Here is a 13606-nt window from a genome sequence, read left to right on the forward strand (position 1 = left end):
CACGGAATCCAATGACCGAACCTGCCGTACGCCAACCGCTGACCCATCCTCTTGTGATCGCCTTGGTGATTTTCGCATGCGGTATCGCCCTGACATTACTCGTGATCTGGCTGCATCAAACCACACTGAGTACCGAACAAAGTCGAGCCAGCCGGCTGTATCTCAATATTGCCAAAGAGCGCATGACAGCCCGATTCAACCGGACTGCCGATATGTTGCGTGGGACACGCAATATCTGGACAGAGCCTAAAATCGATGTCATGCGCTTCAATCGAGCGTTGCACCAATTCGGATTACAAACTCACCTCCCAGAAGTCGCCTCAGTCGCTTACTTGCAATATTTACCTGTTCCAACAGGAAACGCACAGGATAAGGAACGCCTTCAAGTCCGTTTCGTCATCCCCTCTCGCAGCAATGAAAACCTGATTAACCGTGATTTGTTTACCGACCATGCCACTGCCATCAAGGAAACCCGGCGGGCCGGCACCACCCTGTTTCTGTATCCCAGCCCGTTGCAGATCGACCAGCGCATGCCGACCATTGGTGTAGGAGTACCGGTTTACGAAGCCAGCGCCTCCATAGAAAGTGCCAGTCAACGACAACGGGCCTTTGCTGGCATGCTGCTGGCGACAATTCGCTTGGGGGCCATGCTGGCAGAGCTGCAGGATACGGCCCAGCACCAGGGTTTGACCCTGGCGGCGAGCATCAGTACTTCATCAGGTAGCAGCACCCCATTGGTCGACAATGTTCCACTGACCCTGCCACCCACCAAAACAAGACAAATATTGGATGTACCGATTGGTACGGTCACCATCCGGCTGATGTCAGCCGCAGACAGCAATGGGCATCATACGGAGTCCTACACCATTTTAGCCGCTGGCCTCTCCGCCAGTACCGTGCTGGCTTGGCTAATTGGCTTACTATGGGCGCGTGGTGAACGACAACGTGCTGACTTATTGGTGATGCAGCGCGACATTCAGCAACTTCATGAGACCCGACATTTCCATCTGCAACTGCTGAACTTGGCAAGCGAAGGGCTGCTGGCCACCGACAAAGATGGTGGCGTTACGTTTGTGAATGATCGGGTCGCCGCCTTACTGGGTATGCCCATTCAGCAGCTACCCCAACACACCATCGCATCACTTGGCATTCAAAGTCAGGCCGACCAGATCGAGATCTTCCGCAATCTGGCCAATGGTGAAGGGGTTGTCTACACCCACACAAGCGAACGTAATAATCAACTTCACTCGCTGGAAGTCCACCAAGCTCCTTGTTTCAAGGCAGATGGTCGTCGGCAGGGCTACTTACTGACCATGCAGGATACCTCGATCCTGACCATGAAGGACCAGATGCTGCAAGAGATACATCAGCGGCTGGATGATCTGATCGATCTGTCATCAGATTGGTACTGGGAAACAGATGTCGAACACCGCTTACGCGTCTTGTCGCGCGGAGCATCAGACTCACTGGGTGGTGCCGTCGAACGCAACATAGGTAAAACCCGCTGGGAAATCGATGGATTCGAAGCAGAGCCAGGCGTACTTGACAAGCACATGGCCGACTTGCGCAAACGAGCACCGTTCCGAAACTTTGTATACAAGACCAAACACCTTGATGGCAGCGACCGTTATATCTGTGTCTCCGGCAAACCCATTTTCGACGCTGCTGGCAATTTTCTGGGTTATCGGGGGACAGGCCGTGACCTGACTGAAACGAGATTGGCAGAAATTGCATTATTTGCAGAAAAGGAACGTGCTCAGGTCACGCTCGAATCAATTGGTGAAGGGGTCATCACCACCGATATCGAGCTACGTATCCAGTACATGAACCCAGTTGCTTCACAAATGACCGGTTGGTCGCTGCAGGAAGCTGTCGGCAAACCGCTCAGTTTCGTGTTCAAAACCATCCACGACATCACTCACGAACAGTTGCCAGATCCGGTTCAACAAGCACTGACTCTTGGTCGGACAGTGACCCCTAGTGGCCATGCCGAACTACTGCGAATGGATGGCGAAGAATTTGCCATTGAAGAAACTGCGTCACCAATTCGCGACCGGACCGGTCGACTGATTGGTGGTGTTCTGGTGTTCAGAGATGTCAGCCATTCCCGCGAACTGGCAGCCAAACTCACCTATCAGGCCACTCACGATGCGTTGACCGGCCTGCTGAATCGTCGTGAGTTCGAGATGCGTCTGAACCGGTTGCTGATGCAGGAACGCGCCGATACCAGCCATGCCCTGTTGTACCTGGATCTAGACCAGTTCAAAGTGGTCAACGACACCTGTGGCCACATCGCCGGGGACGAGCTGCTCAAGCAGCTTTCAGCCTTGATGCAAACCCAGCTGCGCGTATCCGATACCTTTGCCAGAATGGGGGGGGATGAATTTGCCGTGCTGTTGGAAAAATGCCCGACCAACATTGCCAGCCGCATTGCCGAGCAGCTGCGTTCGGTTGTAGCAGAATTCCATTTTGCGTGGGACAACAAACTGTTTTCCGTGGGCGCCAGTATTGGCTTGGTCAGTTTTGCCAGTGGCAGCCTGGATATCGCCACGCTGATGAGTGCCGCCGATACCGCTTGCTATCTGGCCAAAGAAAAAGGCCGAAACCGGGTACATGTGCACCACGCAGAAGATACGGAAGTCCAGATGCGGCATGGTGAAATGGAATGGGTTGCCCGTTTGCACAAGGCCCTCAACCAGAATCGCTTCCAATTGTGCTATCAGAAAATTCAGCCGGTTGGCGTGGAAGAAAACGGCCTGCATTTCGAGGTATTGTTGCGAATGATCGATGAAAATGGTGACACGATCCCACCCGGTCGATTCATCCCCGCGGCCGAACGTTACAACCTGATGCCTGCCATTGATCGCTGGGTCATTCGAAACCTGTTTGCCTTCATTCATGACCACCGGACCCGATTGCCCGCCTTGTCAGCTTGTGCAATCAATCTATGCGGGGGGTCGTTGGGCGATGAATCATTATTACCATTCATCCGCGCCCTGTTCGAGGAGTACCTGATTCCACACGAACTGATCTGTTTTGAGGTGACCGAAACTGCGGCCATTGCCAACCTGAACGGCGCGACCTTGATCATTCGCGAACTGAAATCGTTAGGTTGTCGTTTTGCTCTGGACGATTTTGGCAGTGGCATGTCGTCATTCGGATATTTGAAGCACCTACCTGTCGACTACCTGAAAATCGATGGTAGTTTTGTCAAAGATATGTTGCATGATCCGATTGACACAGCCATGGTGCAGGCTATCAACAATATTGGCCACGTCATGGGTTTGCAGACGATTGCCGAATTTGTGGAAAACGACGATATTCTCGCCCGTTTGGCGGAGATCGGCGTCGATTTTGCACAAGGCTATGGCATTGGAAAGCCGTTGCCTATCGATACCCTGATTGAGTATTAAGAAATCCAATCTTTCCTTTAATTTATACCGTCTAATATCCACATAAACGCATATCCATGAGGGTGTGGCGGCATGATTGTTGAACAACCATGGCAGAAAGATATACCGCGGGCACATAACCGTGCAGAGCTTTGTGGTCAGCTCGCCCTCAATAGCACCCGTGCGCACAGCCCCCTGGGACAACACCTGCTGCAATCCAACCTGATCACCACAGAGGCGTTGAAACAGGCCCTCAGCAAGCAAACCAAGCAACATGGCAAAAAATTGGGCGAGCTATTGCTGGAATCCGGCGCGCTCAGCCGCGAAGACCTGGAAATAGCACTGGTTGAGGCCCTGAACGTACCACGAGTCTGCTTAGGTGACTTCGACATTGATTCCGATGCGATTCACTTAGTGCCAGAATCGCTAGCCAGACGGTATCGTGTCATGCCGTTGATGTTGTCGACCGATACCCTGGTTGTGGCCGCTGATTCCATCTTATCTGGCGAGACCCTGGATGCATTGCGGTTCGCCACACAACGGCGGATTCTGCAAACCATCGCCAGCAGTCACGATATTGATGAATCCATCAATCAGCATTTTTTCCGCCTGGCGGATAGCCCGGTCCTACAACAGTTTGAAGCGCAACTAGTCGAATCGGAAGCAGATCAGGTCGACATCAAGGAAGCCGAACAGCTCGCACATCGACAGCCGATAGTTAAGCTGGTGGATTCAATGTTGCTGAACGGCGTACAACAAAAGGCCTCGGATATCCATATCCGCCCAGAATATCGTCATTTCGAACTGCTCTACCGGATTGACGGCACATTGGTCAAAGTGCGCGAGTTCCCGAAAGCAGTGCTGGCGGCTATCGTCAGCCGGATCAAGATTCTGGCTCGACTCAATATTGCGGAACGTCGTCTGCCCCAAGATGGCCGAGTACGCTATTCCGTCGATGGCAAAGCCGTGGACCTGCGCATTTCCATCATCCCAATGATGTGTGGCGAGAGTGTCGTGATCCGGGTATTAAACAAAAGCCAGGGCATGCGCAGCATTCACGATATTGGGCTGGCCGGTGAAGATGAAGCTCGATTCATAGACCTGTTGGAGCACTCGCACGGCATCATTCTGGTCACCGGGCCAACTGGCTCAGGCAAATCCACCACGCTGTATGCCGCCTTACAGGAAATCCACAAACAGAACGCCAATATCATCACCGTGGAAGATCCGGTGGAGTATGAAATGCCTGGCGTCAGGCAGATTGAAGTTCATCCGCACATTGACTACACCTTTGCCAAAGCCTTGAGATCAATCCTGCGACATGACCCGGATGTGGTCATGATCGGCGAAATGCGGGATGGCGAAACCTGCAAGATCGCCGTAGAAAGCGCCTTGACTGGCCATTTGGTACTATCGACCTTGCACACGAATGATGCAGCCAGCTCGATCGTGCGACTGATGGAAATCGGCATCGAGCCTTACATGATTCGGGCTGCACTGATCGGTGTCATGGCCCAACGACTTGTGCGGATGAACTGCCCACACTGCCTGGAAGAGGAAAAAGTCTCGCCACTGATGCGGCAGAATCTAGGACTACACTCGGATGAAGTGTTCTATAAAAGCAAAGGATGCGACCAGTGCCATGGTACTGGCTTTTCCGGGCGGCGGGCGGTGTATGAACTGCTCACGATGAGTGACATGATTCGTGAGCACATACAGCCTCTTGTCTCGACCGATGTGCTGCGCACACTTGCCATTGAAGGGGGCATGACCCCCATTCACCTCAATGGCCTGTCTCTGGCACGCAAAAAACTGGTATCTGCTGCAGAGATCTATCGGTCTTGTATGTAACCCTTTGGTCAGCTGTGCTGATGGTGCATATGATCCAAGTATCATTGATGACAGCAGTACTTACCCACTACCTGATCACCCCTTCCACTTGGCCAGCAATGTGGTGATTTCCTCGATCGCTTGGTCTCCCTCGCCATGCTGTACCGCCTGCTGTACACAACCTCGCAGGTGATCCTGCAGAATCTGCAAGGACACCGCATCCAGCGCAGCGCGTGCCGCCTGGATCTGGGTCAACACATCTACGCAATAGCGATCCGATTCAATCATGCTGGCTATGCCTCGAACTTGGCCTTCAACCCGCTTCAAACGCTGCAGCAACTGTCGTTTGTGCGGTTGTACGGTCTGGCGATCTGGTTGCTCATCATGGCAACATGCTGAATTCACCTCAGACGACATCGTAGCCCGCCGCTTCCACGGCAGCTTTAAGCTGCTGTGGCTGCACTTGTACCGGGTCATAGGCAATCTGTACTTGGCCACTGGCCAGTTCCACATTGACAACCCCTACCCCCACCACTGCCTGCAACGCCTTGGTGACGCTGTTGACACAACCGCCACAACTCATTCCACCCACCTTGATTTGCAACTGTTCCATGATTCGCTCCTTGATTACAAAGAAAAGTCTTTATCGATTTGGCCGCCAACGCTTCAGCAACAATGCATTCGATACCACCGATACAGAACTCAACGCCATGGCCAACCCGGCGATGATCGGGCTCAGCAAACCAGCAGCGGCCAATGGGATACCCAATATATTGTAAAGAAACGCGAAAAACAGGTTCTGCCGGATTTTGTTCAGGGTGGCCCGCGATAGCTCAATCGCATCGGCCACCGCATGCAGGCTATTGCGTTTGAGCGTGATATCCGCCGCAGCCATCGCAGCATCGGTACCGCTCCCCATGGCAAAGCTGATATCTGCTGCAGCCAGGGCTGGTGCATCATTGACCCCATCGCCAACCATGCCAATATGCACTCCACTGGTTTTCAATGCCGCAATTGCTTCCGTTTTGTCTGCCGGCATCAGTTGCGCCTGCCAAGACTCGATATGTGCTGTATTAGCAATAGCCTGCGCGGCAGTGGCATGATCTCCAGTCAGCATCAGGCTTGTTACGCCCAACCGTTTTAACCTGGCCAGTGCCTCGGGCGAGTCGTCCCGAATTGGGTCTGCCATGGCAAATCCAGCCAGCAATCGATCGTCACATGCAAATCCACTGACAGCCCAACCTTTGCTACGCCATTCGTCAGCAGGCAATAAATCAGTTGCCACCCCATGTCTGGCCAACCAGCCCAGCGCACCAAAACGATAGCGGTGATTACCTAGTTGAGCCCAGACCCCTTGCCCCGCTTCATTGTTGACCGCTGCACCAGGTACAGGTACCACATCCTGCCCATGCAGCCAATCAGCCACCGCTGTGGAAAGTGGGTGGGTCGAACCAGCAACCAACGCCGCGAGCACTGCTGGCATCGGCGTATCTTGCATGATCGATTGCGGCCAATGTGCCACCACAGCGGGCTGACCTGCCGTCAATGTTCCAGTTTTGTCAAAGGCTACCGTTGTCAGCCGGCCAGCGTGCTCCAATGCCGTAGCGTGCTTGATCAAAATGCCATGCCTAGCTGCCAACCCACTGGCGACAATCACTGCAGTTGGCGTCGCCAAGCCTAGTGCGCATGGGCAGGCAATGACCAGTACAGCCACCGCATTGATCAGCCCAGTTTCAAATCCATCAACCCACCACCACCCCAGCCAGGTCAACAGTGCAAGCACCAATACCACTGGCACGAAAACCGCTGAAACCCGATCTGCCAACTGTTGAATGGGAGCCTTGCTACCTTGTGCCTCGCGAGTCAACTTGATGATTTGCGCAAATTGGGTATGTGTACCGGTTTGTGTTGCACGGCCGTGCAATGTCTGATCTTGATTGATGGTGGCTGCAAATAGCGGGCTACCTTGAGCTTTACCGACTGGCAAACTCTCTCCGGTCAAGGTCGATTCATCCACACTGCTTACGCCTTGTTCAACTACGCCATCGACCGGGATGGCATCCCCTGGCAGCACCACAAACAGGTCACCGGGCAACAAGCTGGCAGCAGGTACCTTAACCAGACGGCCATCTCGCTCCACGTTAGCGATCTGGGGTGCCAGTTTGGTCAATGCCTGCAAAGCCTCCAAGGTGCGGTACTTCGCCTGCCCTTCTAGCCACTTGCCAAGCAACACCAATGTGATGACGGAGGCACTGGCCTCAAAATATACATGGCCGTGGTCCTGAGTCAGCCATATCACCGTACTGAACAGCCATGCAGCCGACGTACCCAATGCTACCAGTACATCCATATTGGCAGCCCCACCACGCAATGCGTTCCAGGTCCCGCGATAAAAACGCCAACCTGCCACAAACTGAACTGGGGTTGCCAACACAAATTGCAACCACAGCGGGAGCATCCACTCATGGCGATCTGCAAACATGCCAACCATCTGTATCACCAACGGTACAGTCAGCATTATGGATACCCCCATCAGGTACCATTCGCTCCTCGCCGGCCCTGCAGATAGGGCCCCACCTACACCAATGGGAGTTGCACCATAGCCCGCTTTCTCAATTGCGGCCAGCACACCATCAAGGCTGGTCTGCCCCGGCTGAAGCGTTATTTGCGCGGTTTCTGCCGCAAAATTCACCTGGGCCATCACACCTGGTAGTCGATCCAATACTTTCTCGATTCGACCGGCACAGGCGGCACAGGTCATACCAAGAATTGCCAGCTCATGTTCTGCAGGTGATACTGCATAGCCAGCTCGCTCGATTGCCTGTACTACTGCACTGGTATTCGTACCATCGAGTAAATCCACCTCTGCCGATTCGGCCCCAAAGCTCACGCTGGCCGATACCCCAGGCAAGCGATTCAGTACCTTCTCGATTCGCGCAGCACAGGCCGCACACGTCATACCAGAAATGGGAAGGCTGAGATGGCGAAATGATGAATGCTTGATGGCCATGATGCTTACCTAGTGAAATGGTTGAGATCAATATACCCCTAAGGGGTATAAAAATTCAAGCGCAAATTAACTGTCAAAGTAGACTAAATTGCATGGAACATTCACCTTCGCTATTCAGGCTTGCATCTGAAATCGGGATCGCCATACCGGCGTTACTCAGTAGTCTGCTTGAATCCGGCAAAACCCAATATGTGTTCAGCAAGGAAAATTCATCTGGGGAACATGACCTGATTGATCCACCCGCCCTGTTCAGTTCAATTGATTTCGAATGGATCAGTGCAGCGGAAAGTGCCGAGATCATGACGGATTGGCTCCATCCTCGATTTCAAGCAGGCCGCCGCTTTTTGCCATTTGCTCAATCTGGCGCTGGTGATAGCTATTGCTTGATGCCTTTGGCCAATAGTGAAACTGGCGTGGCTTTGATCTGGCATGACAGTGATGAAAGCCTGCTGGAGCATGGCAGCTTTTCTGACTTTGTTTGCGTACAGTTTTTACAAGCGTTTTCGAATTTGAATCACCTGCTTGATCACTATACTGAATCAGACACGGTCAAGCTTGTTCGAACCGACGTGGACAACATCACCCGATTCATGGCGCCGGAAACACGTCAGCTGCTGCGGTCTCTCTGCAACCTTGAGCCAACCTACCGACCATTCGTATATGGGCCAAACGCACGACCCAAACAGGTGTTGTCCTTCATCTCACAAGCCCAACTTGAAGAAGTCCTGCTTAATTTCCCACAACCCAATGAGCCCCCTTTCCCCGTGACGCCCCGGTGGGATTGTGAATGAAATCACTTATGAACAGCATTGTATGAACGTAGTCCGGGTCTGGTAACAGGTAATCTCGCCTGGGCTACGCTCTGCAACAAAAAACGGCACCCATTCTTCTGGTGCCGTCATTCTTCCTTCAGTCCACAGCTTTCGCTGTCAACGTTCATTCGGCCCGCTCGCCTATCCGCCCTTCCTTACCGGCCAACAGACCCAGAATATTCTGCTTGTGACGCCAGATCAGCAATGCGGCGATCAATGTCACGGCAATCACCGTCTCGGTATGACCAATGAAGCGATAAGTGACGATGGGGCTAGCTATCGCAGCACACAAAGCAGCCAGCGATGAAATCCGCAACAATAACGCTACCACCATCCATACCAGCAAGGTGGCCAAACCGACCCACAGATTCAATGCGAACAACACCCCGGCAGCGGTTGCCACGCCCTTACCGCCCTTGAAGCGGAAAAACACTGGCCACATGTGACCAACCACCACTGCCAGGGCCACCAATGCAATGTCGTTTTGAGTCAGACCCAATTGCGGCGCCACCATGTTGGCCAAAAACACTGCCAGCCAGCCCTTCAAGGCATCCCCCAGCAAGGTAAGCACAGCCGCTGCTTTGTTGCCGCTACGCAACACATTGGTTGCCCCCGGATTGTTTGAACCGTAGGTGCGAGGGTCTGCCAAGCCGAATACGCGGCTGACCAAAACGGCAAAGCTGAGTGATCCAATCAAATAAGCAACAACAGCTGACGCTATCGAGAGCATGGCAATTCCACTAAAATAGACAGCTTTGATTGTAAGGCATCGCGCCACGCAGCCATATCGGGACAACCCCGTCGACCTGCCGCGCCTATCACGATGGATATCATTTTCCTGCACGAAGTCCGTATCGACACGCTGATTGGCGTGTATGAGTGGGAACGCCAAGCGCCCCAAACCCTACAATTGGACCTCGAAATCGGTTTGCCACAAACGGTAGCCTGTCAAACCGACAATATCGACGACACCATTGACTATGGCAAGGTGGTCGAACGCCTTCGCCAAACCCTGGCGGAACAACATTTCCTGCTGCTGGAAGCGCTGGCAGAACACATTGCCCAGCTGATCATGCTCGAATTCGGCGCCCCTTGGGTCCGCATCAGCGTGGCCAAACTTGGCCTATTGCGCGGGGTGAAGCGGGTTGGGGTCAGCATCGAACGTGGCAAGCGAGGCTAAGCAATACAACAGGATCGGCATGAACAGAGATAAGTCGCCAGTTCATGCCAATCCTCGTGCGACATTACATTTTGAAGCGCATCGATAAATCGACGGCTTTGATGTCTTTGGTCAAGCGACCGATCGAAATGCGGTCGACACCGGTAGCAGCGATATCGGCCACCGTATCCAAACCCACGCCACCGCTGGCTTCCAGCTCGGCACGACCTGCTGTCATTGTCACAGCTTCCTGCATTTGATCCAGGCTCATATTATCCAATAGAATCAACGTCGCACCGGCCGCCAACGCTTGCTTCAACTGGTCAAGCGTCTCCACTTCGATCTGGATGGTGACACCTGGTTTGGCCAACGTCAGGGCTTGTTGCAGTACAGCGCCGATTGAGCCTGCAGCCATGATGTGGTTTTCTTTGATCAGAATGCCATCAAACAGCCCGATCCGTTGATTGTGGCCACCACCCACGGTCACCGCGTACTTCAACCCCAGGCGCAGACCAGGCAAAGTCTTACGGGTATCCAGAATCTTGGCCCGAGTTCCCTTTACCGCCTCTACATATTGACGGGTCAAAGTAGCAACTGCCGACAATGTCTGAAGAAAATTCAACCCACTGCGTTCAGCGGTCAAGAGTGAGCGTGCTGGGCCCGACAGTTCGCACAAACGCTGTCCCGGTATAACCAGCTCACCTTCCGCCACTTGCCAGGCCACTGTAACGTTCGGGTCAACCTGCCGGAAGACTTCCTCAAACCATGCCGTACCACATACCACCGCTGCTTCACGTGAAATGACCGTTGCCACACCCAGTCGATCAGCCGGGATCAGTTGAGCTGTCAAATCACCATCACCGATATCTTCGGCCAAGGCGGAAGTAACGTTCTGGCGGATTACATCATTGAGTGTCATGCTTAAATGGCTCCTGCCCGGTTGAAGTATCGCCCCGCACTTTACTGAAGCCAGCCGGCCGCTGCAACTTGCGGCAGCATGCGTATAATGCCTCTCTTTTTGATTTGAGCCACCCGATGAAAGTTGCCTCCAGTATTGCTACCGCCCGCCAGGCCAGCGCCGAGCTGGTGGTCGAGGTCATCGAGGCGGCGCGCGATATGGCAGGGTTGAGCCGAGTGGAAAGCACGTTACTGTTTCTCACCAGCGACTTTTCACCCGACATCGCCAACACGCTGCGAACTGCGGCCAGGGCTGCTGGTACAACTCAAATCTTCGGTTGTACCGCAATGGGGCTGGCCACTGAAGAAGAATGGGTCCTGGATGGTGCCGCAGCCTGTGCCATGGTCTTTGGTGAAGGTGTTGGTATCGGCCCTGCACCGATCGGCCGAGAGCGTGAACAACTACTGACGTTGGCAGCACCTAGTGCTATCAATCAACTATGGCTGAATTCCCCTGGCAGTCGTTTTGGCGGTGTGGCAGGTGATGCCACTGGGCACGGGCCGTACGCCATTTTCCGCAACGCGGGATCTGTCATGGAAGGTCATATCGACTTCCGATTGACAGGTATGCGTTGTCGCGTAGCGGCAGCCCACGGCTATCGACCATTGGCCGACGGCTTACCTGTCACCGCAGTCAACCGCTTCACCATTACGGAATTGGATGGCGTACCACCCTGGCAAACACTACAGCGCGTATTGCCTGGTTATGAACGGGCCACGCCGATGCGCCAACTGGAAACGCGTCTGGCCCTGCTCGTCGAAGCTGGCAACGATATCGTACCCTGCCCTTTGTTATGTTTGGATGAGCATAGCATCACCATGACTCGCCAGCTGGAACCTGGTCAACGGGTGTTTTGGGGGTTGCGGCAAGCCTTGTATAGCGAACAGGAAACCGCCAGCTTGCTGGAGACCATGACGACAGACATGACTGAGCCCCCCAGCTTTGGTCTGATGTTTACCAGCGCCGGCCGGGGCCCCGCGTTTTATGGTGGGGAAGATCTGGACTTGGTCCAGTTTCGTCGTCAATTTCCCAATGTCCCGCTGTTGGCCTTGTACGGCAATGGCCAGATCGCGCCTGGCCAACCTGCCCGTATGCTGGACAACAGCGTAGTATTTGGCCTGTTCTGGCCCACTGCATGATGGAAGTTTGAAATGTTCAATCCAACCCGAGATCAGGCCCGCCAGTTTTTATTCGATACATGGCGCAAGTATCGCGAACAACAACCTCTGACCGATCTGGAAAAAATCACGATCGGTATTCTGGTGGCACACCCTGAATACCACACTATGCTGGACCAACCTGATCGTTATCTGGATCGGGACTACCTACCCGAACATGGCAACACCAACCCGTTCTTGCATCTGTCCATGCACCTGGCTATTGAAGAACAGTTATCAATCGACCAACCGGCCGGGGTCAAGGCGCTGTACTTGAAACTATGCGAGCAGCAACAGGATGAGCATGCCGCGTTGCACGATATGATGGATTGTCTGGCAGAAATGATCTGGCATGCCCAGCGTTATCAGACCTCACCCGACCCGGCGATCTATCTGGGGTGCTTACGTCGTAAATTAGGGCAACAGGATTCAGCATAAACAATGGCCGGGTCAACCGGCCATTGTTACTGACTGCTTCAACAAAATGATCAGCGCTTGATGGTCAGATCACTCGGCTGGCTGGCAAAGTAGGCTGCCAGATTGTTGATGTCATCCTTGCTCAGACCCTGAGCCTGTGGTGCCATGATGGCATTCTTGCGTTTGCCGCTCTTGTAATCTTTCATTGCCTGAATCAGGTAATCCTTGTATTGCCCTGCCAGTTTTGGGAAATCCGGATTGGTGCTGTTACCGCCTGGGCCATGGCATGCTACACAGACCTGATCTGATTTGCTCTTGCCCGCCTCGATATTGGCCGCACCTGCTTGCACCACCCACATACAGGTAGTCAGTGCGCATATTGTGATCATCGATTTCATCATGCACCCCTTCATTTGGCTTTGCCGTAATAAGCAGCCAGATCTTCCATATCCTGATCGCTCAGACTACTGGCAATGCCGCGCATGGAGGGATGATCACGCTCGCCCGTTTTATAGGCTTGCAGCGCTTTGACGATGTATTGCGGATGCTGCCCGGCAATCTTGGGCACGGAATAGACACTGGGAAATGCGGTTTTATAGGTCTCGATGCCATGACAGCCCATGCACATCGAGTTCTTTTTTGCGCCAGCCTGGGCATCACCCACAGCCTGCGCCTGCAGCGAGATGCTGCCCATCAACACTGCCACCAGCAGTGCTGACCCCTCCACTTTGAAGTTGCTCACTTTCTGCCTCTTGTGTTGTCTGCCTCTGTATCCAATACGGGGGCATTGCAGTATGCCCCTGAACAACGGGCTCGACTGCAGCGAATCCAGCCTCCGCCGGGCATTGTAGCATCGCTTTTTCAGCGGCTA

13 protein-coding genes are annotated in these 13606 nt (G+C 53.7%); 6 read left to right on the plus strand and 7 right to left on the minus strand.

Annotated features, from left to right (window positions below; genetic code table 11):
- Positions 1 to 11: 11 nt before the first annotated feature.
- Both FFS57_RS05165 and FFS57_RS05170 read left to right on the plus strand, forming a co-directional pair.
- A complete protein-coding gene (locus FFS57_RS05165; protein WP_137936693.1) occupies positions 12 to 3413 on the plus strand; it encodes a bifunctional diguanylate cyclase/phosphodiesterase in 3402 nt (1133 codons plus the stop codon).
- Between the two features lie 72 nt (positions 3414 to 3485).
- Positions 3486 to 5243 (plus strand): GspE/PulE family protein, encoded by a 1758-nt coding sequence (locus FFS57_RS05170; RefSeq protein ID WP_137936694.1) that lies wholly within the window; start codon positions 3486 to 3488, stop codon positions 5241 to 5243.
- Between the two features lie 75 nt (positions 5244 to 5318).
- On the opposite strand, the gene FFS57_RS05175 is transcribed toward FFS57_RS05170, so the two are convergent.
- The 3 genes from FFS57_RS05175 to FFS57_RS05185 are packed head-to-tail and all read right to left on the minus strand — an operon-like array spanning position 5319 to position 8232.
- Complete coding sequence (locus FFS57_RS05175; protein WP_137936695.1) at positions 5319 to 5639, minus strand: metal-sensitive transcriptional regulator; 321 nt, start codon at positions 5637 to 5639, stop codon at positions 5319 to 5321.
- The gene (locus FFS57_RS05180) at positions 5629 to 5835 is read right to left on the minus strand and encodes a heavy-metal-associated domain-containing protein (protein ID WP_137936696.1); all 207 of its coding nucleotides are present in this window, start codon (positions 5833 to 5835) and stop codon (positions 5629 to 5631) included. Before FFS57_RS05180 ends, FFS57_RS05175 begins: the two co-directional genes overlap by 11 nt.
- A gap of 30 nt (positions 5836 to 5865) precedes the next feature.
- Complete coding sequence (locus FFS57_RS05185) at positions 5866 to 8232, minus strand: heavy metal translocating P-type ATPase (RefSeq protein ID WP_249383893.1); 2367 nt, start codon at positions 8230 to 8232, stop codon at positions 5866 to 5868.
- 92 nt (positions 8233 to 8324) lie between these two features.
- Between FFS57_RS05185 and FFS57_RS05190 the strand changes: the two genes are divergently transcribed.
- A complete protein-coding gene (locus FFS57_RS05190; RefSeq protein WP_137936697.1) occupies positions 8325 to 9023 on the plus strand; it encodes an SMI1/KNR4 family protein in 699 nt (232 codons plus the stop codon).
- Positions 9024 to 9168: 145 nt separating this feature from the next.
- Here the strand turns inward: FFS57_RS05190 and plsY are convergent, their stop codons facing one another.
- Positions 9169 to 9774, minus strand: a complete 606-nt coding sequence (gene plsY, locus FFS57_RS05195) for a glycerol-3-phosphate 1-O-acyltransferase PlsY (RefSeq protein ID WP_137936698.1) — start codon at positions 9772 to 9774, stop codon at positions 9169 to 9171.
- Between the two features lie 93 nt (positions 9775 to 9867).
- Between plsY and folB the strand changes: the two genes are divergently transcribed.
- On the plus strand, positions 9868 to 10224 hold the full coding sequence (folB, locus tag FFS57_RS05200; RefSeq protein WP_137936699.1) for a dihydroneopterin aldolase: 357 nt from the start codon (positions 9868 to 9870) through the stop codon (positions 10222 to 10224).
- Positions 10225 to 10288: 64 nt separating this feature from the next.
- Here folB and nadC read toward each other — a convergent pair whose 3' ends face one another.
- The gene (gene nadC, locus FFS57_RS05205) at positions 10289 to 11122 is read right to left on the minus strand and encodes a carboxylating nicotinate-nucleotide diphosphorylase (RefSeq protein ID WP_137936700.1); all 834 of its coding nucleotides are present in this window, start codon (positions 11120 to 11122) and stop codon (positions 10289 to 10291) included.
- 116 nt (positions 11123 to 11238) lie between these two features.
- On the opposite strand from nadC, the gene FFS57_RS05210 reads away from it, so the two are divergent.
- Both FFS57_RS05210 and FFS57_RS05215 read left to right on the plus strand, forming a co-directional pair.
- Positions 11239 to 12300, plus strand: coding sequence for an FIST N-terminal domain-containing protein (locus FFS57_RS05210; protein ID WP_137936701.1), 1062 nt, complete (start codon positions 11239 to 11241; stop codon positions 12298 to 12300).
- A gap of 12 nt (positions 12301 to 12312) precedes the next feature.
- A complete protein-coding gene (locus FFS57_RS05215) occupies positions 12313 to 12756 on the plus strand; it encodes a DUF1841 family protein (RefSeq protein WP_137936702.1) in 444 nt (147 codons plus the stop codon).
- Between the two features lie 50 nt (positions 12757 to 12806).
- Here FFS57_RS05215 and FFS57_RS05220 read toward each other — a convergent pair whose 3' ends face one another.
- Positions 12807 to 13124, minus strand: a complete 318-nt coding sequence (locus FFS57_RS05220) for a c-type cytochrome (protein WP_349306716.1) — start codon at positions 13122 to 13124, stop codon at positions 12807 to 12809.
- Positions 13125 to 13144: 20 nt separating this feature from the next.
- Positions 13145 to 13429, minus strand: coding sequence for a c-type cytochrome (locus FFS57_RS05225; protein ID WP_137936750.1), 285 nt, complete (start codon positions 13427 to 13429; stop codon positions 13145 to 13147).
- Between the last annotated feature and the right edge of the window lie 177 nt (positions 13430 to 13606).

It is taken from the genome of Chitinivorax sp. B (assembly GCF_005503445.1).
Taxonomy (GTDB): Bacteria; Pseudomonadota; Gammaproteobacteria; order Burkholderiales; family SCOH01; genus Chitinivorax.

What these genes read in the sequence shown, in the direction of transcription:
- FFS57_RS05210 (WP_137936701.1), top strand. Translation starts at nt 11,239, where the DNA reads ATGAAAGTTGCCTCCAGTATTGCTACCGCCCGCCAGGCCAGCGCCGAG.
- FFS57_RS05165 (WP_137936693.1), top strand. Translation starts at nt 12, where the DNA reads ATGACCGAACCTGCCGTACGCCAACCGCTGACCCATCCTCTTGTGATC.
- folB (WP_137936699.1), top strand. Translation starts at nt 9,868, where the DNA reads ATGGATATCATTTTCCTGCACGAAGTCCGTATCGACACGCTGATTGGC.
- FFS57_RS05175 (WP_137936695.1), bottom strand. Translation starts at nt 5,639, where the DNA reads ATGTCGTCTGAGGTGAATTCAGCATGTTGCCATGATGAGCAACCAGAT.
- FFS57_RS05185 (WP_249383893.1), bottom strand. Translation starts at nt 8,232, where the DNA reads ATGGCCATCAAGCATTCATCATTTCGCCATCTCAGCCTTCCCATTTCT.
- FFS57_RS05220 (WP_349306716.1), bottom strand. Translation starts at nt 13,124, where the DNA reads ATGATCACAATATGCGCACTGACTACCTGTATGTGGGTGGTGCAAGCA.
- FFS57_RS05180 (WP_137936696.1), bottom strand. Translation starts at nt 5,835, where the DNA reads ATGGAACAGTTGCAAATCAAGGTGGGTGGAATGAGTTGTGGCGGTTGT.
- FFS57_RS05215 (WP_137936702.1), top strand. Translation starts at nt 12,313, where the DNA reads ATGTTCAATCCAACCCGAGATCAGGCCCGCCAGTTTTTATTCGATACA.
- nadC (WP_137936700.1), bottom strand. Translation starts at nt 11,122, where the DNA reads ATGACACTCAATGATGTAATCCGCCAGAACGTTACTTCCGCCTTGGCC.
- FFS57_RS05190 (WP_137936697.1), top strand. Translation starts at nt 8,325, where the DNA reads ATGGAACATTCACCTTCGCTATTCAGGCTTGCATCTGAAATCGGGATC.
- FFS57_RS05225 (WP_137936750.1), bottom strand. Translation starts at nt 13,429, where the DNA reads ATGGGCAGCATCTCGCTGCAGGCGCAGGCTGTGGGTGATGCCCAGGCT.
- plsY (WP_137936698.1), bottom strand. Translation starts at nt 9,774, where the DNA reads ATGCTCTCGATAGCGTCAGCTGTTGTTGCTTATTTGATTGGATCACTC.
- FFS57_RS05170 (WP_137936694.1), top strand. Translation starts at nt 3,486, where the DNA reads ATGATTGTTGAACAACCATGGCAGAAAGATATACCGCGGGCACATAAC.